The following is a 19316-nucleotide window of genomic DNA, read 5'->3' on the forward strand; positions in this document are numbered from 1 at the left end:
CCGTTAATCGGCCACAACGGCTTCCTGACGTGGCTAAGAAATCTATTGGAGCACTAAATGTCCCGCAAAAACTACACGTTCACTTCGGAATCCGTTTCCGAGGGCCACCCGGATAAGGTCTGCGACCGGATTTCCGACGCCGTACTTGATGCCTTTCTGACCGAAGAACCCGAAGCGCGTGTCGCAGCGGAGACCTTTGCCACCACCAATCGCGTGGTCATCGGCGGCGAGGTTGGCCTGTCGAACAAGGACAAGCTGGATGAATACCTTGGCAAGATCGACGGCATCGCCCGCGCCTGCATCAAGGACATCGGCTACGAGCAGGATGAATTCCACCACGCCACCTGCGAGATCACCAACCTGCTGCACCCGCAGTCGGCGCATATCGCGCAAGGCGTGGATGCGTCAGGCGACAAGGAAGAAGGCGCGGGCGATCAGGGCATCATGTTCGGTTTCGCCACCAACGAGACGCCAGAGCTGATGCCGGCGCCGATCCACTATGCCCATGCGATCCTGCGCCGTCTGGCCGAAGTGCGCAAAGACGGTACAGAGCCGACATTGCGCCCCGACGCCAAAAGCCAGCTTTCCGTGCGCTATGAAGACGGCAAGCCTGTTGGCGTGTCCTCTATCGTCTTGTCGACGCAGCACGCCGATGCAGGCCAGACCAGTGCCGACATCCGCGACATCGTCGAACCCTATATCACCCAGGTTCTGCCTGAAGGCTGGATCACCCCCGACACCGAATGGTGGGTGAACCCGACGGGGACCTTTGTCATCGGCGGCCCTGACGGCGACGCGGGCCTGACCGGGCGCAAAATCATTGTGGATACCTATGGCGGCGCGGCACCGCATGGGGGCGGCGCGTTCTCGGGGAAAGACCCGACGAAGGTTGACCGCTCTGCCGCCTATGTGGCGCGCTATCTGGCGAAAAACGTCGTGGCTGCCGGTCTGGCCGAAAAGTGTACGATCCAGCTGAGCTATGCCATCGGCGTGTCCAAGCCACTGTCGATCTACTGCGATACCTATGGTGGCGACGCGGATGTTGCGGATGCGGCGATTGAAAAGGCGATCCGTCAGATCATCGACCTGACACCGCGCGGCATCCGCGAGCATCTGCAGTTGAACCGACCCATCTTTGAACGCACCGCGGCCTACGGCCACTTTGGACGCGCGCCCGAAGCGGATGGCGGCTTTAGCTGGGAAAAGACCGATCTGGTCGATGCGCTGAAGGCCGCGCTGTAAACACATGCTTCATGGTACAAGAAAGGGCAGCCCCAATGGGCTGCCCTTTTGCGTTGGTGGGGGCTGCTATAGATCACCTAGGCCGGGGCGTTTGCCGATAGAGACGTGGTCGATATCTTCGGTCCGGAACCCCTTGATCAGCGAAGGGATCATCGCAAAGACCAGCAGGAAGATCGGCAAGCCGACGACCGTGATCACCTGTTGCAAGGCGGTCAGCCCCAAGTCCCCTGCAAGGATCAGCAGCATCGCGGCGACCAGCCCTTCGGACACGCCCCAGAACACCCGCTGGCGGGTGGGGCCGGGTTCGGGCGAACCGGTGCACAGCATGTCGACAACCAGCGACGCGGAATCCGAGGATGTTGCAAAGAAGATCGCCACCACCAGCACGGCGATACCCTGCACAATATCGGCGAAAGGGAAGCTTTCGAAAAACGCGAACATGGCAAGCGGGACTGAGTCAGCCACTGCGGCGCTCAGCGAACCGGCCTGCGCGCCAAGAGCCGTGCGCGCGGCGGTGCCGATGCCGTCAATCTCCATCGCTTGCCAGCCGAAGATCGAGAACCAGATCAACGTGAACAGCGACGGGGCCAGCAGCACGCCAAAGACGAACTCCCGTATCGTGCGCCCCCGCGAAATCCGTGCGACGAAAAGCCCGATGAAAGGCGACCATGTGACCGTCCAGGCCCAGTAGAACACCGTCCAGCTGCCCTGCCAGCCCCAATCCCCATTAGAGGGGTTGGTATCGGCAAGCATATCATTCCAGAAGGCGAGCCGTGGCAGGTTGCTTAGGTACAGGCCAAAGGTCTCGACCATGCCGCGCAGCAGGAACAGGGTCGAACCGGTCACCAGCACAAAGACCATCAACGCCACGGCCATGCCGATATTGAGGTTGGACAGCAGCTTTACCCCCTTATCGAGCCCCGCCACGATAGACACCACGGCAACGGCGGTCAGCGCGGTCAGGATGCCGACCTGCAGCGGCACGCCGTCGTTCCACCCAAACAGCGCCGACAGACCCGCTGCGATCTGCGATGACCCCAGCCCAAGCGAGACCGCGACGCCGAACAGCGTGCCGAGGATCGACGCAATGTCGATCGCCTTGCCCCAAGGGCCGTGGATGCGCTCTTTCAACAGCGGGTAAAAGACTGAACTGACCCGCACGGGTAGATCATAGCGGTTGATGAAATAGGCAAAGGCCAGACCGGGCAGCGCGAAGATCGTCCAGGTGTGCAGCGCAAGGTGGTATGTGGCGATAGAGATGGCGTCTTGTGCGGCCTGTTCCGTGAAAGGTTCAACGCCGGGCAGGGGCGGGTCCGAAAAATGACTGATCGGTTCGGCCACGCCCCAGAACATCAGCACGGTGCCGATGCCGCCCGCGAAAAGCATGGTGAACCACGACAGGTTTGTATACTCGGGGCGGCTGTCGCGCGGGCCAAGGCGGATATGGCCGTGACGGCTCATCGCGGCCCAGATCAGAAAGCCCAGCCAGACGTTGACGCCAAGAATAAAGAACCACCCCAGATGCGATACGATCCAGGCGCGGCCTGCGGCGAAAGCATCCCCGATCGGTTCAGGGGCAAGGACAAGAGCCAGTACAAATAGGGCGGTACACAGGGCGGAAACAAAGAATATCGTAGGGTCCGTTCGTAGTCCTAGTCGGCTTGCCAGTTCCCGCATTCGCATGTCCTCCGCTGCATTATTATCGGTTCTTGGTCAGGTAGAACCCTGTGGCTCAACGTAAAGTCCCCGTGATCGTTCCGGGTTTGCTGCGCTTCACAGGGGCGGCACCGCCGTTGCGCAGGGGGCGCGTGGGCTTTTGCGGCGCAGGATTACGCGAAATGTTGCGCCCGTCCCCCGCGCAGGCTAAAGCCAGCGCCATGACACATCCTGAACGCCCCCGCCGCAATTTCTACGGTCGCCTTAAAGGCAAATCGCTTAAGCAAAGCCAGAAAGGCTATATCGAAGAGGATCTAGAGGCGCTGTCGCCCGGTCCTGTCGATTGGGATGCGAACCCCGACCGTACACCGCTGGACCTGCCGACGCTGTTTGGCGGCAAACCCGTCTGGCTGGAGGTCGGTTTTGGCGGCGGCGAACATATGGTGCATCAGGCGGCGCAAAACCCTGACGTAGGCATCATCGGCTGCGAACCTTACATCAACGGGGTCGCGATGCTGTTGGGCAAGATCCGCCGTGCGGGTGTCGATAACGTGGCGATCCACCCGGGCGATGCGCGCGATATCTTTGACGTGCTGCCAGAGGCGTCGATTGACCGCGCTTTCCTGCTGTACCCTGATCCGTGGCCGAAAACGCGCCACCACCGTCGTCGCTTTGTGACGCCGGAACACCTTGAGCCGCTGGCAAAGGTGCTCAAGCCCGGCGCGATCTTTCGCGTTGCCACGGACATCGAAGACTATGTGCGCCAGACGCTTGAGCAGGTGCCGCGCCACGGGTTCGAATGGCTGGCGGAACGCCCCGGCGACTGGAAAGAGCCGTGGGGCGACTGGATTTCCACCCGCTACGAACAAAAAGCCCTGCGCGAAGGGCGCGTGCCGCACTATCTGACTTTCCGCAAGACCTAAGCGGGCGGGCGCGGGCCAAGAACGCTGGCAATGGACGGGGCGGGATCGCTGGTTTAAGACGGGCTTTCAGGAAGTTTTTTTGAGGGTTATCCATGTCCAGCCACGCCACGCCCGTCCCGATGACCTCTACCGCTTGCGGCCCGCTGTCCGGCGTGGCCGAGGTGCCGGGGGACAAGTCGATCTCGCACCGGTCCTTGATTTTGGGCGCGATGTGCATTGGCGAAACCACCATCAGCGGATTGCTTGAAGGCGACGACGTGCTGGACACGGCCAAGGCGATGCAGGCCTTTGGCGCGGAAGTCACCAATATGGGCGGCGGCAACTGGTCTGTGCGCGGTGTGGGCGTGGGCGGTTTCGCAGAACCGGACGGGGTGATCGACTGCGGAAACTCGGGCACGGGGGTGCGCTTGATCATGGGGTCAATGGCGACCTCCCCCATCACCGCGACATTCACCGGCGACGCCAGCCTGAACGGCCGCCCCATGGCACGGGTCACCGATCCGCTGGCCTTGTTCGGCACGCAATCTGTCGGGCGCAAGGGCGGACGCCTGCCCATGACCATCGTGGGGGCGGCTGATCCTGTGCCCGTGCGCTACACCGTGCCCGTGCCGTCCGCACAGGTGAAATCCGCCGTGTTGCTGGCAGGGCTGAACGCCCCCGGCAAGACCGTCGTGATCGAGGCCGAGGCCACGCGCGACCATACGGAGCGGATGTTGGCGGGCTTCGGTGCCGAGATCTCGGTGGAAGACACGGATGAGGGCCGTGTGATCACTCTGACCGGCCAGCCGGAGCTACAGGCCCAGCATGTTGATGTGCCGCGCGATCCGTCCTCGGCTGCGTTTCCGGTCTGTGCTGCCTTGATCGTGCCGGGCTCCGACGTGCTGGTGCCGGGGATCGGGCTGAATCCGACACGGGCAGGGCTGTTCACCACACTGCGCGAGATGGGGGCCGATCTGACTTACGAGAACGAGCGGACCGAGGGCGGCGAGCCTGTCGCCGACCTGCGCGCCAAATTCTCGCCCGACCTCAAAGGGATCGAGGTGCCGCCAGCGCGTGCGGCGTCGATGATCGACGAATATCCGGTGCTTTCTGTCGTGGCCGCCTTTGCGCAGGGCCAGACCATGATGCGCGGCGTGAAAGAGCTGCGGGTCAAGGAAAGCGACCGGATCGACGCGATGGCCAAGGGGCTGCGCGCCAACGGGATCGAAGTGGACGAGGGCCCCGATTGGTGGGCGGTCACCGGACGGGGGCACGGGAACGTGCCGGGCGGCGCCACCTGCGCCAGCCAGCTGGACCACCGCATCGCGATGTCCTTTATGATCCTTGGCATGGCCGCAACGTCCCCTGTCAGTGTGGACGACGGGTCGCCGATCACCACGTCCTTCCCGATCTTCGAGCCGCTGATGAAACGCCTTGGCGCGGATGTGGCGCGGGGGGATGCGTGATGCTGGGCTTTACCGTTGCGATTGACGGGCCGGCTGCGGCGGGCAAGGGCACTGTCGGGCGCGCTGTTGCGGCGCATTTCGGCTTTGCGCATCTGGATACCGGCCTGCTGTATCGCGCCGTAGGAGCGAAAGTGCTGGAGGGCATGACCGCCGAAGAAGCCGCTTTGACCCTGCAAGCCGATGATCTTGAGAATGACCAACTGCGCACCAATGCCGTGGCAGAGGCCGCGAGCCGCGCGGCCGCGATCCCCGCTGTGCGGGCCGCTTTGGTCGATTTCCAGCGCAGCTTTGCCATGCGGGCAGGGGGCGCGGTGCTGGACGGGCGCGACATTGGCACGGTGATCTGCCCCGATGCGCCGGTCAAGCTGTTCATTACCGCCACGCCCGAGGTCCGTGCACAGCGCCGCTTTGCCGAGCTTAGCGCCAAGGGGGCCGAAGTCACCCTCGAAGGGGTGCTGGCCGATGTACAGGCCCGCGATGCCCGCGACAGCACCCGCGCCGAGGCACCGCTGAAGCCCGCCGAGGATGCAGAGCTGATGGATACCTCGACCATGGATATCGAGACAGCCGTGGCCCGCGCCATCGAACTGGTGGCCGCACGTAGAGGTGACTAGACGCGGCGGAACGAATGTCGCTGCCTGACGTTGGTCTGGGACGTGTCTGGCGATAGGCTGGGCACGATAGGAATAAACAAGAGGTGCTGACTATGAAGACCGCTCAAGACTATCTCGACGATGCGAATGCCGTTGTCCCCAAGATGGACGCCAAGGACGCGATTGCGAAACATGCCGAAGGCAAGGGTGTCTTTATCGACGTGCGCGATTCCGGCGACATCGCTAAAAGCGGGACCATCAAGGGCGCGCATCGTGTGCCGCGCGGCATGATCGAATTCCGCGCCGACCCCAACAAGGAAGAGATGTATAACCCGATCTTCGAAAAAGACGCGGAGATTTACCTGGTCTGCGGCGCGGGCGGTCAGGCCGCGCTGTCGGGTAAGACACTGCACGACATGGGCTACACCAATGTCACCAACATCGGCGGTTTCCCCGGCTGGAAAGACGCGGGCGGCCCGACTGAAAGCTGATACCCGACCCCTAGGATGACCGAATGGATAAGGGCAGGCTACGGTCTGCCCTTTTTCTGACATCGCCCGGTATGAACCTGTATGAACAGGGGATCACCCGTGCCAGCCCTTGCCTTTGCCCCGAAACAGGGCTATACGCGCGACTGTCTAAGGGGCGGATACACGTTTCGGGCGCGAGATATCAGGCAGGGTCGGTTTCATCCGGCCCTCTTTGTTTTGCGGATCGAATCCCATCGCGGATGACAATTTTAACCACAGACCGGCGGAGACAACCGCGCGGCCAGAAACCAAATGCTAAAGGAAAATCAAGCTACATGGCTATGAACTCAATGGAAGACTTCGAAGCACTTTTGGAAGAAAGCTTTGAAATGGACACGCCCGAAGAGGGCTCTGTTGTCAAAGGCAAGGTTATCGCGATCGAAGCGGGCCAAGCTATTATCGACGTAGGCTACAAGATGGAAGGCCGCGTTGAACTGAAAGAATTTGCCGAGCCTGGCGAAGCACCCAAAGTGGAAGTCGGCGACGAAGTCGAAGTATTCCTGCGTCAGGTAGAAAACTCCCGTGGCGAAGCTGTCATCTCGCGCGAGATGGCCCGTCGCGAAGAAGCCTGGGACCGTCTGGAAAAAGCCTATGCCGCAGAAGAGCGCGTTGAAGGCGCGATCTTTGGCCGCGTTAAAGGTGGCTTTACCGTTGATCTGGGCGGCGCAGTTGCCTTCCTTCCCGGTTCCCAAGTTGACGTGCGCCCCGTGCGCGATGCCGGCCCTCTGATGGGTCTGAAGCAGCCGTTCCAAGTTCTGAAAATGGACCGTCGTCGTGGCAACATCGTTGTTTCGCGTCGTGCAATCCTTGAAGAATCCCGTGCCGAACAGCGTGCCGAAGTTATCGGCAACCTGACCGAAGGTCAGGAAGTTGACGGTGTGGTCAAGAACATCACCGAATACGGTGCCTTCGTTGATCTGGGCGGTGTTGACGGCCTGCTGCACGTCACAGACATGGCATGGCGCCGTGTGAACCACCCATCCGAGATCCTGTCGATCGGCGAAACCATCAAGGTTCAGGTCATCAAGATCAACAAAGAGACGCACCGCATCTCCTTGGGTATGAAACAGCTGCAAGAAGATCCATGGGATCTGGTTCAAGCCAAGTACCCGCTGGAATCCACGCACACTGGCCGCGTCACCAACATCACCGATTACGGTGCATTTGTTGAGCTGGAGCCAGGCGTTGAAGGTCTGGTTCACGTTTCCGAAATGTCCTGGACAAAGAAGAACGTACACCCCGGCAAGATCGTTTCCACCAGCCAAGAAGTCGAAGTCATGGTTCTGGAAATCGATGGCGCCAAGCGTCGCGTTTCCCTTGGTCTGAAACAGACCATGCGCAACCCATGGGAAGTGTTTGCTGAAACACACCCAGAAGGCACCGAAGTTGAAGGCGAAGTCAAAAACATCACCGAATTCGGTCTGTTTGTTGGCCTGCCAGGCGACATCGACGGCATGGTTCACCTCTCTGACCTGAGCTGGGACCAGCGCGGCGAAGAAGCGATCCAGGACTACCGCAAAGGTGACACGGTTCAGGCCGTTGTTTCCGAAGTTGACGTGGAAAAAGAACGCATCAGCCTGTCGATCAAAGGTGTGGGCGGCGACAAGTTCGCAGAAGCAGTGGGCGGCGTGAAGCGCGGTTCCGTTGTGACTGTGACCGTGACCTCCATCGAAGACGGTGGCATCGAAGTCGAATACGAAGGCATGAAAGCCTTCATCCGTCGCTCCGATCTGTCGCGTGACCGTGCCGAACAGCGCCCCGAGCGTTTCTCGGTTGGTGACAAGGTTGACGTCCGCATCACCAACGTTGACGCGAAAGCGCACCGTCTGGGCGTGTCGATCAAAGCACGTGAAATCGCAGAAGAGAAAGAAGCAGTCGAGCAGTATGGCTCCTCTGACTCCGGCGCATCCTTGGGTGATATCCTGGGTGCCGCTCTGAAAGGCGACGAATAAGCCTTAGCGCTTGTTGCACAGATCAGGGGCCTCGCAGTGCAGACTGCGGGGCCCTTTTTCGTTGCGAATCGCAATCTGTGGCGAGGGGCAGGGAAGGGCGGCTGGCAGCGCTGTTCCGGGTGGTTGCGTGAAATGTGACTAAAAAATGACTGGAAAACAGCGACTTCCCGCTACTTAATCGCAATAATAGAAATATGCATGACTTCACGAACGCGTTTGGTTTGCTATAGTCCCACCTAGTTAAGACATTAATTGCGCACCTCGGAGGACGTTAAATGATCCGGTCAGAACTGATCCAGAAGATTGCCGACGACAATCCCCATCTCTATCAGCGCGACGTGGAACGGATCGTAAATACCATCTTCGAAGAGATCACCGGCGCGATGTCCGACGGTGATCGGGTAGAGCTGCGCGGCTTTGGTGCCTTTTCAGTGAAAAAACGTGACGCCCGTGTGGGCCGGAACCCTCGCACTGGGGAAACGGTTCATGTAGAAGAAAAGCATGTGCCGTTCTTCAAGACCGGTAAACTGCTTAGAGATCGTTTAAACGGGAATTCCTAATGCGTTATGTTCGCTACCTCTGCATCGCAATCTTCGCCATTGCACTGATCGCGGTTGCCTTGGCCAACCGGTCTATGGTGTCGCTGAAGTTGCTACCGACCGAGGTATCGGGCTGGTTCGCGTTGAACCCTGAAATTCAGGTGCCGCTGTTCATTGTTATTCTGGGTAGCATCATCGCCGGTTTGCTGGTGGGTTTCGTCTGGGAATGGATCCGCGAATACGGCCAGCGTGCCGAAGCCGCACGTCAGGCCCGCGAAATGCGCCGTCTGGAACGTGAAGTCGCACGCCTGAAGGGCGAGAAGTATCAGGACCAGGACGAGGTTCTGGCGCTGCTGGATCAAGCAAGCTAAGCGGGCCTATGCCCCTTAGCGCAGGAAGTATCCGATGACCCAAAATTTGCACGTGAAATTCTGCGGCTTGCGCAGCACGCAGGATATTGCGGCGGCCGCTGCGGCCGGTGCGCGCTATGTCGGCTTTGTTTTCTTTGAAAAATCCCCCCGGCACGTCACGATTGATCAAGCCGCTGAACTGGCCATAGAGGTGCCAATGGGGCTGTGTAAGGTCGCGTTGACGGTCAACGCGGATGACGCCTTTCTGGATGCGCTGACGGCGGCTGTGCCCCTTGATATGCTGCAGCTGCACGGCAAGGAAACGCCCGAGCGTGTCGCCGAGGTCAAGGCGCGCTATGGGCTGCCGGTGATGAAGGCGGTCGGTGTGGCCGATGCAGATGACCTGCCACAGATTGATGCCTATATGGCCGTGGCAGACCAGATCCTGATCGACGCGAAACCGCCCAAAGGGGCAGCGCTGCCCGGTGGCAATGGATTGTCGTTTGACTGGCGCCTGATCGCAGATCGCACATGGGACAAGCCGTGGATGCTGGCAGGAGGGCTGACCCCTGACAATGTGGCTCAGGCCGCCCGTATGACCGGCGCACGGCAGGTAGATGTCTCTTCCGGTGTGGAAAGCGCGCCGGGTGTAAAGGACGCAGGGCTGATCGCGGCATTCGGAAACGCCGCGAAGGTCTAGTATTGGCAGGATGGTCCCCTAGAAGGTGAGGGGGTATTCCTTGGCCAGCGCGTCGAATTTCATCAACGACGCAACCAGTGCAGGCATCTGATCCAGATAGATCATGTTCGGCCCGTCCGACGGTGCGTTGTCCGGGTCTTCGTGGGTCTCGATAAAGACCGCGCCCACGCCAATCGCGACCGCTGCACGCGCCATGACGGGGGCGAACTCGCGTTGTCCGCCGCTGGAGCCACCTTGCCCGCCGGGCTGCTGGACTGAATGGGTCGCGTCCATCACGACAGGGTATCCGGTTTGCGCCATCTGCGGCAGGCTGCGCATGTCAGCGACCAGCGTGTTGTAGCCAAAGGAGGTGCCGCGTTCGGTCAGCAGGATACGTTTGTTGCCGGTGGATTCGATCTTGGCGACGACATTGGGCATATCCCACGGGGCCAGAAACTGACCCTTTTTGACGTTCACGACCTTGCCCGTATTGCCCGCGGCCAGCAGCATATCGGTCTGGCGGCACAGGAAGGCGGGGATTTGCAGGATGTCGACGGCCTCGGCCGCGATGGCGCATTGCGCTTCGGTATGCACGTCGGTCAGGACGGGCACGCCGATGGATTTGCCCACCGATTGCAGCACAGCCAGACCTTCGTCGATGCCAAGCCCGCGTTTGCCACCAAGGGAGGTGCGGTTGGCTTTGTCATAGCTCGCCTTGAACACGAACTGTGCGCCCACGGCATCGCATGCCTCTTTCATCTGGCCGGCGATCATCTGTGCGTGGGTTTCGCTTTCCAGCTGGCAGGGGCCTGCGATCACCGTCAGCGGGCGATCATTCCCGATGACGACATTTCCAACGGTGACTTGGGTCATTTTGTTACCTGTTCTTTCAGAATGGAGGAGGTCAGCGATAGCATGAGGTAGATGCCCGCAAAGATCAGGAATGTCAAAATCGTGTTCTCGAACTTGCGTGGGTATGAGGCGCTTTGCGACGCCACCGGACGCACCGCGACGGTCAGATATCGGACCTGACGGCTGGCCTCTGTTCGGGCTTGTTCCATCTGGGTCTGGGACGCCTGCAAGGCGGCATCTGCCGCGGCCAGATCGGCCTGCGCCAGTTGCAAGCTGACCGCTTGTTGTGCAAGCGAGTTGGTGCCCTCGGTCGCGCTGTTCATGCGTTCGTTCAGCTTGTCCAGTTGCGCGCTAAGCCGGCGCACGTCGCCTTGGGCACCGTCCACCTTGGCGCGGTTCGGGCGCGGGTTGTCGAGCAGGGCGGCAAGCTCAAGCTCTTTTTCCAGCAGCAAGGTTTCATAATTGGTGATCTGCCCGCGGATCGATGCGATCACCGCCTGCGGGTCCACCCCGTTGTCGACCTGTAGCTTGATCAGCGCTTCCTGCGCCTCGCGGCGTTTGGCGACCGTCTGCTCATAGGCTTCGCGGGCGTCGCGCATGCCATCTTCGCGCTTTTGCTGCGACAGGGCGTTCACGCGTTCTTCGGCATATTCCAGCAGGTGTTCGGAAAAGTCTTTCGCGACCTCGGGATCGGCGGCAATCACCTCCATCCGGATCATGCCTTCGGTCGGATCGTATCCGATTTTAACGTTGTCCTTATAGTGTTTATACGCTTCCTCGTTCGACGCGTCAGGGTTCATCCGCTGGATCGGGTCGATCGCGGGGTCCGAGAAATGCTTCATAAAGCCGACATCACGGTCCAGCCGCAGCATCGCGTCTTTTGACTGCAGGTAGCTTTGTGTCGCGATACTATCGGCGGAGTTGGCAAATTGCGTCGGCAGCAGCCCGCCAAGGGGGCCAAGCCCGCCTGTGCCTTCGTTCTGGATAATCAGGAACTGGCTGTCTGTCGCATACATCGGGGTGGCGATGTTGTAGAAATAATACCCGCCCATGATTGTGGGCAGCCCGACAAAGAACGCCAGACGCACCATAAGCAGCCCCATCTTGCGACGGCGGCGCTTGGTGATGTCACGCTGGATGTCCGAGATCTCGCGCATGCGGCGTTCCATCGGATTAACGTCGGTCGAGGGCAGATTGCGCCCCCCGGCAGGGACGGTCTGGGGAAGCTGGATGCGCCCTTTCTGCAATGCCGTGCCGGTGGATTGCTTGTCCTGAGGAACGACCAGTTCCAGCATGTTGGAGCGTTGGAACGGGTCGATCCCTTCGGCGCGCAGCAACCGCACCGCATCGAAGTCAGAGGTCGGGGCAAGCCCGTGTTTTTGCGCCACGCGACGGGCCATGCGCAGCTGGCGGCCGGTCAGCCCTTCGCGGCGGATCGCGTCGATGTCCTGCTCTCCGCTGACTTCGGTCGCTGATGACACCTCGCCGCTGCGGGCGTCGGTGGGTGGGGTCGGGCGCGCAGCGGAGGCTGCGGCAGCTTGGCTGGGCGCTGCAGCTTTCGGTGCTTCGCCGCGTGATGCAGCCGCAGCGCGTGGCGCGTCGGGGGCCTGCGGCTTCGGCGGGGCTGCCGCGGGGGCATCACGTTCGACCGCGTCGGTTCCTTTTGGGGCCGCAGCAGGGGTCGCACGTTTGATGCGGAATTTTCTAGCCTTGGGTTTCGTAGTCATAAAGCTGTTTGGCCTCTTCCAAGGTGTCGAAGATATGTAGCTTTCCGCCAAGCAAGACAGCAGCGGACCGCGCGAATTGTTCCAACGTCTCGGCTTGGTGCGAAACGATGATGATCGTCGTCGTGCGCAGCCGTTCTTGCAGAATTTCGCCCGCCTTGCGGTTGAACTCCACATCTGTGGTGCTCGGCATGCCTTCGTCGATCAAATAGATGTCGAAATCAAGCGCAAGCAGCAGTGAAAACGAAAACCGTGATTTCATCCCGGCCGAATATGTCCCGACGGGCTGGTCAAAATATTCCCCCAACCCACACAGCCAGCGACAAAAGCTTTCGACGTAGTCAGGGTCCAGCCCATAGAGACGGGCAATATAGCGGGCATTCTCTACCGCGGAAACCTTGTTGACGACACCGCCCATGAACCCCAGCGGGAAGCTGATGTTGCAGCCGCGTCTGATTTCACCTTCGTCCGGCTTTTCCAGCCCCGCCATCATATTGATAAGAGTCGTCTTGCCGGTGCCGTTCGGGGCGAGGATGCCAAGGGAATGCCCCAAATCCACACGAAATGACACATGGTCGAGAATGACCTTGTGTTGCGTGCCAGTCCAAAAGGACTTGGAGACGTTGTCGAATTCCAGCATGCCTGCTCCGATTGGTGCTGTTGCGGGTATGTCGCGCCCTGTTTCCCGAGCCTTGGGCGGTGTCTAGCCCTCTATTTTGACTATATTATGTCGTAGTTGAGGCCGAATTTACAAGGAGCCAAAACGACCCACGCGCCCGAAGGCAGTGCCATCGGCGATGGTTTGCAGGACGCGCTATACGAAAGGTCGACGGGTGCGGTTGTTAGTGACCGATCACCTTGGCATCGTGGCAATGGGCATCCCGGGTCTCAAGCTCCAGCGTGACGTGGTTCAGATCGAACTCGGAGTTCAGGTAGGATTTCAACGCTTGGCGCAGGGCGCTTGGGTCGGTGCCTTGTTCGGCAACGATATGGGCGTCGAAGGCCGCGCCGTGTTCCTCCATCAGCCACAGGTGCACATGATGGACATCTGCAACACCGGGCTGGTCGCGCAGTGCCGCGATCACGTCTTCGGTGCGCAGCGCATCGGGCGAGGCAAGCATCAGGATCCGCGCCACCTGCGGCAGTTCGGTCGCGGATTGCCAAAGGATGTATCCTGCAATCAGCAGCGTCGCCAATGGGTCCACCCAAGCCCAGCCGAACAGGATCATCAGCGTCCCTGCCACGATCACGGCAACCGACCCCAAGGCATCGGCCACATTGTGCAAAAAGGCCGCGCGGATGTTCACGCTGGATTTCGATGCGCGAAAGGTCAGCGCGGCGGTGCCCAGATCCACAAGCAAGGCGAAGCCGGCGACGATCACCACGATCCAGCCCGCCACGGGTTCGGGATTGGCAAAGCGCATCGCGGCCTCATAGACCAGATACAGGCCGATCACGATCAAGGTGGTATAGTTGATCAGCGCCGCGACCGCCTCGATACGGCCGTAACCAAAGGTCATATCTGCATTGGCTGGACGACGGGCGATCTTGCGTGCGGCAAAGGCGATGATCAGCGCGATGGCGTCGCTGAAGTTATGCAGCGCATCGGCGATCAGCGACAGACTGCCCGCGACGATCCCGCCGATGACCTGCGCGACCGTGAGACCGAGGTTGATCGCCACCGCGAGGGCAATCTTGCCGTCGCCGCTGTCGGGATCGACGTGATGATGGTGACCGTGTGACATGGGGGGCTTTCGCTATCTGTGGTGTGAACCGTGGGGATGATCGGGGCAGGGTACTGCCGCGTCGGCGCAACACTCTGTCATCAGGAACTCGGATAGATCCTGTACCGCGTCATGGGATACCGCCGCGCAGATGATGCTGCGCCCCTGCCGCTGCTGGCGCACCAGCCCCGCGGCAACAAGCAGTTTCAGATGATGGGTCAGCGTCGACCCGGTGATGCCCGCGCGATCACCCAGCGTGCCGATGGTCAGCCCGTCAGGGCCTGCGCGCACCAGCAAACGGAGAACTTGCAAACGTTGCTCTGATCCGAGCGCGGCAAAGCGCGCAGCAGCCAAGGCGAGATCATGGGGGGAGGCGGGATTCATTTTCATGTTTTTAGAAATATAGAAATGACTAGCCGCGTCAAGCTCATTTCGAAAGGTTTCGAAATGAGTGCTGGGCACCACCGGCTCACCGCCCCCTTTGAAACCGGCGCGCCACCGCTTAGGTCTACCCCCATGACCGACATCCGCCCCGAACTCAGCCAATGCACCCTCTGCGCCGACCGCTTTGCGGCTACGGCGACGGGGCACCGACCCAATCCGGTGGTCTGGTTCCAACCGGGCGCGCGGCTGCTGATCGCCTCGCAGGCGCCGGGGTTGAAAGTGCACGAGGCGAACACCCCCTTCTGGGATGCCTCTGGCAAGCGGCTGCGCGACTGGCTGGGCGTGGACGAGACGACCTTTTATGACCGCAGCCGCGTGGCGATCATCCCCATGGCCTTCTGCTTTCCGGGCTATGACGCCAAGGGCAGCGATCTGCCGCCTCCGCCGATCTGTGCGAAAACATGGCGGGCCCGGGCGCTGCATACCGTGCCCGATGTCCGGCTGACCGTGTTGATCGGGGCCTATGCCATGCGCTATCACCTGCCCGGGTTCACCACAGTCACCCGCGCCGTCGCCGATTGGCAAAACCACCCGAAGGGCGTCTTTGCCTTGCCTCATCCCTCGTGGCGCAATACCGGTTGGCTCAAGAAAAATCCGTGGTTCGAGGAGGACGTGCTTCCCCGGCTCCGCGCTGCTGTAAGGAATGTACTGGATGACTGAAGCGACGCCCCTGGACATCGCCCATGCCGCCATGATGGCCGATGAAAGCGATGACGCTGCCCGCCTGCGGTTCTACGAACGCATGGCCGATGTGGAGCTTTTCCTGCTGCTCGAAGCCGAACCGGACGCCGATCAGGTCAGCCCTGTCCTGCTCGAGGACGCCTATGTGCTGGTCTTTGACCGGATCGAACGGCTTGCGGCCTATGTCGGGCAGCCTGCGCCCTATGTGGCACTGTCGGGGCGCGCGATTGCGGGGATGCTGGATGGCCAACCGCTTGGCATGGCGGTGAACCTGGATGTTGCCCCTTCGGCGATCCTGCTGCCCGACAGCGCCGTGGCTTGGCTGCGCGACACACTCGCCCATGAAGCCGGAGAGGTCGAGGCGCGCATCGACCGTGTTCTGCCGCCCAAGGGCCTGCCCGAAACGCTGATTGCCGCGATTGATGCCAAGCTGGCGACCGCCACAGGCATGGCGGCAGGGGCGTGGCTGGTCGGGGTTGAATATACCGGCGGCGGGCGCGGGCATCTGCTGGGCTTTGTCGGGGCCATCCCGCGCGCGCAAGACGCGCTGGTTCGTGCCGCTTCCGAGGCGCTGACATTCTCGGGTATCGATGCGGGGGCGATGGATGTGGGCTTCTTCGCGCCCTCTGATCCGACGGTTGAAAAACTGTCGAAAGTCGGGCTGCGTTTTGATCTGCCCCAGATGGACCCGCTGGAAAAAACCCCGCGGATGGAGGCCCCCGGCTCTGACCCGTCAAAGCCGCCGATCCTGCATTAGCAAGGACCAAAGCCGCTTGCATCCCGCCCCGCTTGGCGCGATCAATAGGCCATGACATTGAACCCCGCCGATCCCGCATTCGAGGCCGCGCTGCGTGCCGATCTGTCGCCCGACGTCTTTCGCGCGGTCGAACCCCGATATCTGGAAGAACCCCGCGGGCTTTATGCCGGAAAATCGGCCGTGCTGGCCCTGCCACGCACGGTCGAAGAGGTCGCGATACTGATCCGCCATGCCAATGCAGCACGGGTCGGCGTAATCCCCTATGGCGGTGGTACCGGACTTGTGGGCGGCCAGGTGGCAGACTCTGGCCCCGCTCCGCTGATCCTGTCGCTGGAACGCATGAACAAACTTCGCGCAGTCTACCCCGATGAAAACGTGCTGGTAGCCGAAGCGGGGATGATCCTGTCTGACGTGCAAGACGCCGCCGAGGCGGCGGATCGCCTGTTTCCCCTGACCCTCGCGGCTCAGGGCTCTGCCCGAATTGGGGGGAACCTCGCGACAAATGCGGGTGGCACCGGCGTGCTGCGCTATGGCAACGCCCGTGATCTCTGTCTGGGGCTAGAGGCCGTGCTGCCCGATGGACAGATCTGGAACGGCCTGACACGGCTGCGCAAGAACAACACCGGCTACGATCTGCGTCACCTGCTGGTCGGTGCCGAGGGCACGCTTGGCGTCATCACCGCCGCTGCGCTCAAGCTCTTCCCGCGGCCCGCCAAGACGGGGACCGCGCTGCTGGTCGTGAACTCTCCGGCGGCGGCGCTGAAGCTGTTGTCGCTCGCGCGCAGTCAGTTGGGCGAGATGATCAGCGCGTTCGAGATCATGAACGGCGTCGGGCTGGATTTTCTCACCGAAAAGATGCCCGAACTCCGCCAGCCCTTCGACACCCCGCCCGAATGGAGCGTGCTGATCGAATTGGGCCTCAGCGGTGATCTGGAACCGATGGCGGCGCTCGAGACACTGTTTGCCGCCGCCTTCGAGGCGGAGCTGGTGACAGACGGGCTTATCGCGCAAAGTCAGCAGCAGTCCGAAGATTTCTGGGCCGTCCGCGAGATGATGCCCCACGCCAACCGCCAGATCGGGTCGATCTCCAGCCACGATATCTCGGTCCCCTTGGGTGCGCTGCCCGAATTTATCATCCGCGCGGGGGAAAAGATCGGCGCGCTGGGCGATTTCAGGATCAATTGTTTCGGCCATGTGGGCGACGGCAACCTGCACTACAACGTTTTCCCGGTGCAGGGCCGAAGCCGCGAGGATCATCTGGAGGATCGCTTGCCCATCAAGACGGCGATCCATGATCTGGTGCACGAACTCGGCGGCTCTGTCAGTGCGGAGCACGGGATCGGGCGGCTCAAGGTCAAAGACCTCGAACGTTATAGCGATCCGGCGAAGCTCTCTGCGTTGCGCGCGATCAAGGCGGCGCTGGATCCGAACGGGATCATGAACCCCGGCGCGATGTTCCCCGCGCCGGAATAAAGTCTCGGCAATGCGGTTTACGCGCCTTCAAAGGCACAAAGCGCGTTGACCTCCATCCCCATCGCTTCCAGCCGCTTGCGCCCGCCAAGTTCCGGCAGGTCGATGATAAAGGCGCAGGACACGATCTCGCCGCCCAAACGCTGGATCAGCTTGATCCCCGCCTCGGCGGTGCCACCGGTGGCCAGTAGATCGTCGACAACCAACACTTTCTCACCGGGCTGGATCGCGTCGTCGTGCAGTTCCACAATCGCCTCGCCGTATTCCAGCTTGTAATCCTGAGAGATGGTGCGACCGGGCAGCTTGCCCTTCTTGCGAATAGGTACAAAGCCGACGGACAGCTGATGCGCGATCGCGCCGCCCAGAATAAAGCCGCGCGCCTCAAGCCCGACGACCTTGTCGATGTCGATGCCGGCATAGGGGTGCAGCATCTGGTCGATGGCCATACGGAACCCGCGCGGGTCGGCGAAAAGCGTGGTCACATCGCGAAACATGATCCCTTCGTGGGGGAAATCGACAATGGTACGGATGTAATCTTGAACCTGTTTCATGCAGTGCTCCGGTCGTTGGGCTTTGGTCGGTCGCCACACCAGCGCAACAACCGCGCCACAGCGTTAAGCGACACGCCCCCTGTCAGCAAGCATCTTCCACAGCGCGGCCCCGCGGGACATCACGTCAAAGCCGCAAGGCCCCGCTTCATTTTGCCAAATAAACTCAGCTGGCACAGCACTCGCAAAGGGTGCTGCGACAGCGTTTGCAGGGCACCTAAAGCACACGACCCGCGACGGCATCCAGCTTGGCCACAAGGGCCGCGTCGCGCATTTCTGGCTGGGTCATGATCGCATATTCCAACGCGCGGTCGCAGCCATGCGGGCAGGGGGCGCGGTCGGCTCCTAGCAGTTTGGGCAAGCGGGCGACCAACTGACGGCCCTTGTCGGCATTGCCCATCAAGGTCTCGATGATCTTGGTCACATCGACCTCGCCGTGGTCCGGGTGCCAGCTATCGTAATCCGTGATCATCGCGACCGAGGCATAGCAAAGCTCTGCCTCGCGGGCCAATTTCGCTTCGGGCATATTGGTCATGCCGATCACATCCGCGCCCCAGCTTTCGCGGTACATCTTGGATTCCGCCAATGTGCTGAACTGCGGCCCCTCCATCGCAAGGTAGGTGCCGCCGCGGTGCACGTTGATGCCGGCGTCGCGCGCAGCGGTTTCGCAGGCGTCGCCCAAACGCGGGCAGGTGGGGTGCGCCACGCTGACATGGGCCACGCAGCCGGTGCCGAAGAAAGATTTCTCCCGCGCGATGGTGCGGTCGATGAACTGGTCCACGATCACGAAATCTCCCGGTGCCATTTCATCGCGGAACGACCCGCAGGCCGAGACGCTGATCACATCCGTGCAGCCGAGCCGTTTCAGCGCGTCGATATTGGCGCGGTAGGGAACGGTAGAGGGCGCATGCACATGTCGGCGCCCGTGGCGCGGCAGAAAGGCCATCTCTACCCCGTCGAGCGTCCCGGTCAGGATCGCATCGGAGGGCGGGCCCCAGGGGCTTTCCACGGTAAGCCATTCGGCCCCCTCCAGCCCGTTGATGTCATAGATGCCGGAGCCGCCGATCACGGCAATTTTCGTCTGTGTCATGAAGTCGCCCTTGGATTGAGTTGCGGGCAGAGTATCAAGCTTGGCCCATAGGGAAAGCCTCAAATCCGGCCCGCGCCGTCGCGTGGCTTCCATTTTGTTCACGTTTCAGCTAGGAGG

Annotated in this window: 21 protein-coding genes and 1 riboswitch; of the genes, 12 read left to right on the forward strand and 9 right to left on the reverse strand. The window is 61.3% G+C overall.

Going from position 1 to position 19316, the window contains the following annotated elements; all coding sequences use genetic code 11:
• Window positions 1-5: 5 nt before the first annotated feature.
• Window positions 6-53, forward strand: a riboswitch (SAM-SAH riboswitch).
• Between the two features lie 4 nt (window positions 54-57).
• Window positions 58-1242, forward strand: coding sequence for a methionine adenosyltransferase (gene metK, locus IV89_RS05635; protein ID WP_037944695.1), 1185 nt, complete (start codon window positions 58-60; stop codon window positions 1240-1242).
• Between the two features lie 66 nt (window positions 1243-1308).
• Here the strand turns inward: metK and IV89_RS05640 are convergent, their stop codons facing one another.
• Entirely contained in the window at window positions 1309-2919 is a 1611-nt protein-coding gene (locus IV89_RS05640; RefSeq protein WP_037944694.1) for a BCCT family transporter, read from the reverse strand.
• Between the two features lie 55 nt (window positions 2920-2974).
• Window positions 2975-3121, reverse strand: coding sequence for a hypothetical protein (locus tag IV89_RS05645; protein ID WP_200875471.1), 147 nt, complete (start codon window positions 3119-3121; stop codon window positions 2975-2977).
• Between IV89_RS05645 and trmB the strand changes: the two genes are divergently transcribed.
• The 8 genes from trmB to IV89_RS05685 all read left to right on the forward strand — a co-directional run bounded on the left by trmB (window position 3120) and on the right by IV89_RS05685 (window position 9930).
• Complete coding sequence (trmB, locus tag IV89_RS05650) at window positions 3120-3821, forward strand: tRNA (guanosine(46)-N7)-methyltransferase TrmB (RefSeq protein ID WP_235183805.1); 702 nt, start codon at window positions 3120-3122, stop codon at window positions 3819-3821. The two genes, IV89_RS05645 and trmB, sit on opposite strands and share 2 nt — an antisense overlap.
• 92 nt (window positions 3822-3913) lie before the next feature.
• Window positions 3914-5266 (forward strand): 3-phosphoshikimate 1-carboxyvinyltransferase, encoded by a 1353-nt coding sequence (aroA, locus tag IV89_RS05655; protein ID WP_037944692.1) that lies wholly within the window; start codon window positions 3914-3916, stop codon window positions 5264-5266.
• Entirely contained in the window at window positions 5266-5880 is a 615-nt protein-coding gene (locus IV89_RS05660) for a (d)CMP kinase (RefSeq protein WP_037944691.1), read from the forward strand. Before aroA ends, IV89_RS05660 begins: the two co-directional genes overlap by 1 nt.
• Window positions 5881-5972: 92 nt before the next feature.
• Window positions 5973-6350 carry a rhodanese-like domain-containing protein gene (locus IV89_RS05665; protein WP_037944690.1) on the forward strand — a complete coding sequence of 126 codons (378 nt, stop codon included), beginning with the start codon at window positions 5973-5975 and terminating at the stop codon, window positions 6348-6350.
• A 314-nt stretch (window positions 6351-6664) separates the two neighbouring features.
• On the forward strand, window positions 6665-8341 hold the full coding sequence (gene rpsA / locus IV89_RS05670; protein WP_235183804.1) for a 30S ribosomal protein S1: 1677 nt from the start codon (window positions 6665-6667) through the stop codon (window positions 8339-8341).
• A 275-nt stretch (window positions 8342-8616) separates the two neighbouring features.
• A complete protein-coding gene (gene ihfB, locus IV89_RS05675; protein ID WP_005849411.1) occupies window positions 8617-8901 on the forward strand; it encodes an integration host factor subunit beta in 285 nt (94 codons plus the stop codon).
• On the forward strand, window positions 8901-9251 hold the full coding sequence (locus tag IV89_RS05680; RefSeq protein ID WP_009825117.1) for a LapA family protein: 351 nt from the start codon (window positions 8901-8903) through the stop codon (window positions 9249-9251). Before ihfB ends, IV89_RS05680 begins: the two co-directional genes overlap by 1 nt.
• Before the next feature lie 34 nt (window positions 9252-9285).
• A complete protein-coding gene (locus tag IV89_RS05685) occupies window positions 9286-9930 on the forward strand; it encodes a phosphoribosylanthranilate isomerase (RefSeq protein WP_037944689.1) in 645 nt (214 codons plus the stop codon).
• An 18-nt stretch (window positions 9931-9948) separates the two neighbouring features.
• On the opposite strand, the gene kdsA is transcribed toward IV89_RS05685, so the two are convergent.
• The 5 genes from kdsA to IV89_RS05710 form a co-directional block, all read right to left on the reverse strand.
• Window positions 9949-10782: a 3-deoxy-8-phosphooctulonate synthase gene (kdsA, locus tag IV89_RS05690; RefSeq protein ID WP_005849405.1), complete on the reverse strand. Its 834-nt coding sequence runs from the start codon at window positions 10780-10782 to the stop codon at window positions 9949-9951.
• Window positions 10779-12488, reverse strand: a complete 1710-nt coding sequence (locus IV89_RS05695) for a capsule biosynthesis protein (RefSeq protein WP_037944688.1) — start codon at window positions 12486-12488, stop codon at window positions 10779-10781. The genes kdsA and IV89_RS05695 overlap by 4 nt, the downstream gene beginning before the upstream one ends.
• A complete protein-coding gene (locus tag IV89_RS05700; RefSeq protein ID WP_005849402.1) occupies window positions 12466-13125 on the reverse strand; it encodes an ATP-binding cassette domain-containing protein in 660 nt (219 codons plus the stop codon). Before IV89_RS05700 ends, IV89_RS05695 begins: the two co-directional genes overlap by 23 nt.
• 202 nt (window positions 13126-13327) lie before the next feature.
• A complete protein-coding gene (locus IV89_RS05705) occupies window positions 13328-14230 on the reverse strand; it encodes a cation diffusion facilitator family transporter (RefSeq protein WP_037944687.1) in 903 nt (300 codons plus the stop codon).
• Window positions 14231-14242: 12 nt separating this feature from the next.
• The gene (locus IV89_RS05710; RefSeq protein ID WP_037944686.1) at window positions 14243-14599 is read right to left on the reverse strand and encodes a metalloregulator ArsR/SmtB family transcription factor; all 357 of its coding nucleotides are present in this window, start codon (window positions 14597-14599) and stop codon (window positions 14243-14245) included.
• Between the two features lie 126 nt (window positions 14600-14725).
• Between IV89_RS05710 and IV89_RS05715 the strand changes: the two genes are divergently transcribed.
• From IV89_RS05715 to IV89_RS05725, 3 genes are read left to right on the forward strand one after another with little or no spacing between them, the layout of a single operon-like run.
• On the forward strand, window positions 14726-15313 hold the full coding sequence (locus IV89_RS05715) for a uracil-DNA glycosylase family protein (RefSeq protein WP_181358639.1): 588 nt from the start codon (window positions 14726-14728) through the stop codon (window positions 15311-15313).
• On the forward strand, window positions 15306-16091 hold the full coding sequence (locus IV89_RS05720) for an SseB family protein (RefSeq protein WP_005849394.1): 786 nt from the start codon (window positions 15306-15308) through the stop codon (window positions 16089-16091). The genes IV89_RS05715 and IV89_RS05720 overlap by 8 nt, the downstream gene beginning before the upstream one ends.
• A gap of 51 nt (window positions 16092-16142) precedes the next feature.
• The gene (locus tag IV89_RS05725) at window positions 16143-17564 is read left to right on the forward strand and encodes an FAD-binding oxidoreductase (RefSeq protein ID WP_005849392.1); all 1422 of its coding nucleotides are present in this window, start codon (window positions 16143-16145) and stop codon (window positions 17562-17564) included.
• 17 nt (window positions 17565-17581) lie between these two features.
• Here the strand turns inward: IV89_RS05725 and IV89_RS05730 are convergent, their stop codons facing one another.
• Both IV89_RS05730 and IV89_RS05735 read right to left on the reverse strand, forming a co-directional pair.
• Window positions 17582-18112 carry an adenine phosphoribosyltransferase gene (locus IV89_RS05730; protein WP_009825109.1) on the reverse strand — a complete coding sequence of 177 codons (531 nt, stop codon included), beginning with the start codon at window positions 18110-18112 and terminating at the stop codon, window positions 17582-17584.
• A 214-nt stretch (window positions 18113-18326) separates the two neighbouring features.
• On the reverse strand, window positions 18327-19199 hold the full coding sequence (locus tag IV89_RS05735) for an S-methyl-5'-thioadenosine phosphorylase (protein WP_037944684.1): 873 nt from the start codon (window positions 19197-19199) through the stop codon (window positions 18327-18329).
• Window positions 19200-19316: the final 117 nt, after the last annotated feature.

Source organism: Sulfitobacter sp. CB2047, assembly GCF_000735125.2.
Classification (GTDB): Bacteria; Pseudomonadota; Alphaproteobacteria; order Rhodobacterales; family Rhodobacteraceae; genus Sulfitobacter; species Sulfitobacter pontiacus.

Excerpts from the sequence above, each read along its gene's own strand:
- metK (WP_037944695.1), top strand. The coding sequence starts at position 58 with ATGTCCCGCAAAAACTACACGTTCACTTCGGAATCCGTTTCCGAGGGC.
- IV89_RS05640 (WP_037944694.1), bottom strand. The coding sequence starts at position 2,919 with ATGCGGGAACTGGCAAGCCGACTAGGACTACGAACGGACCCTACGATA.
- trmB (WP_235183805.1), top strand. The coding sequence starts at position 3,120 with ATGACACATCCTGAACGCCCCCGCCGCAATTTCTACGGTCGCCTTAAA.
- IV89_RS05645 (WP_200875471.1), bottom strand. The coding sequence starts at position 3,121 with ATGGCGCTGGCTTTAGCCTGCGCGGGGGACGGGCGCAACATTTCGCGT.
- aroA (WP_037944692.1), top strand. The coding sequence starts at position 3,914 with ATGTCCAGCCACGCCACGCCCGTCCCGATGACCTCTACCGCTTGCGGC.
- IV89_RS05660 (WP_037944691.1), top strand. The coding sequence starts at position 5,266 with ATGCTGGGCTTTACCGTTGCGATTGACGGGCCGGCTGCGGCGGGCAAG.
- IV89_RS05665 (WP_037944690.1), top strand. The coding sequence starts at position 5,973 with ATGAAGACCGCTCAAGACTATCTCGACGATGCGAATGCCGTTGTCCCC.
- rpsA (WP_235183804.1), top strand. The coding sequence starts at position 6,665 with ATGGCTATGAACTCAATGGAAGACTTCGAAGCACTTTTGGAAGAAAGC.
- ihfB (WP_005849411.1), top strand. The coding sequence starts at position 8,617 with ATGATCCGGTCAGAACTGATCCAGAAGATTGCCGACGACAATCCCCAT.
- IV89_RS05680 (WP_009825117.1), top strand. The coding sequence starts at position 8,901 with ATGCGTTATGTTCGCTACCTCTGCATCGCAATCTTCGCCATTGCACTG.
- IV89_RS05685 (WP_037944689.1), top strand. The coding sequence starts at position 9,286 with ATGACCCAAAATTTGCACGTGAAATTCTGCGGCTTGCGCAGCACGCAG.
- kdsA (WP_005849405.1), bottom strand. The coding sequence starts at position 10,782 with ATGACCCAAGTCACCGTTGGAAATGTCGTCATCGGGAATGATCGCCCG.
- IV89_RS05695 (WP_037944688.1), bottom strand. The coding sequence starts at position 12,488 with ATGACTACGAAACCCAAGGCTAGAAAATTCCGCATCAAACGTGCGACC.
- IV89_RS05700 (WP_005849402.1), bottom strand. The coding sequence starts at position 13,125 with ATGCTGGAATTCGACAACGTCTCCAAGTCCTTTTGGACTGGCACGCAA.
- IV89_RS05705 (WP_037944687.1), bottom strand. The coding sequence starts at position 14,230 with ATGTCACACGGTCACCATCATCACGTCGATCCCGACAGCGGCGACGGC.
- IV89_RS05710 (WP_037944686.1), bottom strand. The coding sequence starts at position 14,599 with ATGAAAATGAATCCCGCCTCCCCCCATGATCTCGCCTTGGCTGCTGCG.
- IV89_RS05715 (WP_181358639.1), top strand. The coding sequence starts at position 14,726 with ATGACCGACATCCGCCCCGAACTCAGCCAATGCACCCTCTGCGCCGAC.
- IV89_RS05720 (WP_005849394.1), top strand. The coding sequence starts at position 15,306 with ATGACTGAAGCGACGCCCCTGGACATCGCCCATGCCGCCATGATGGCC.
- IV89_RS05725 (WP_005849392.1), top strand. The coding sequence starts at position 16,143 with ATGACATTGAACCCCGCCGATCCCGCATTCGAGGCCGCGCTGCGTGCC.
- IV89_RS05730 (WP_009825109.1), bottom strand. The coding sequence starts at position 18,112 with ATGAAACAGGTTCAAGATTACATCCGTACCATTGTCGATTTCCCCCAC.
- IV89_RS05735 (WP_037944684.1), bottom strand. The coding sequence starts at position 19,199 with ATGACACAGACGAAAATTGCCGTGATCGGCGGCTCCGGCATCTATGAC.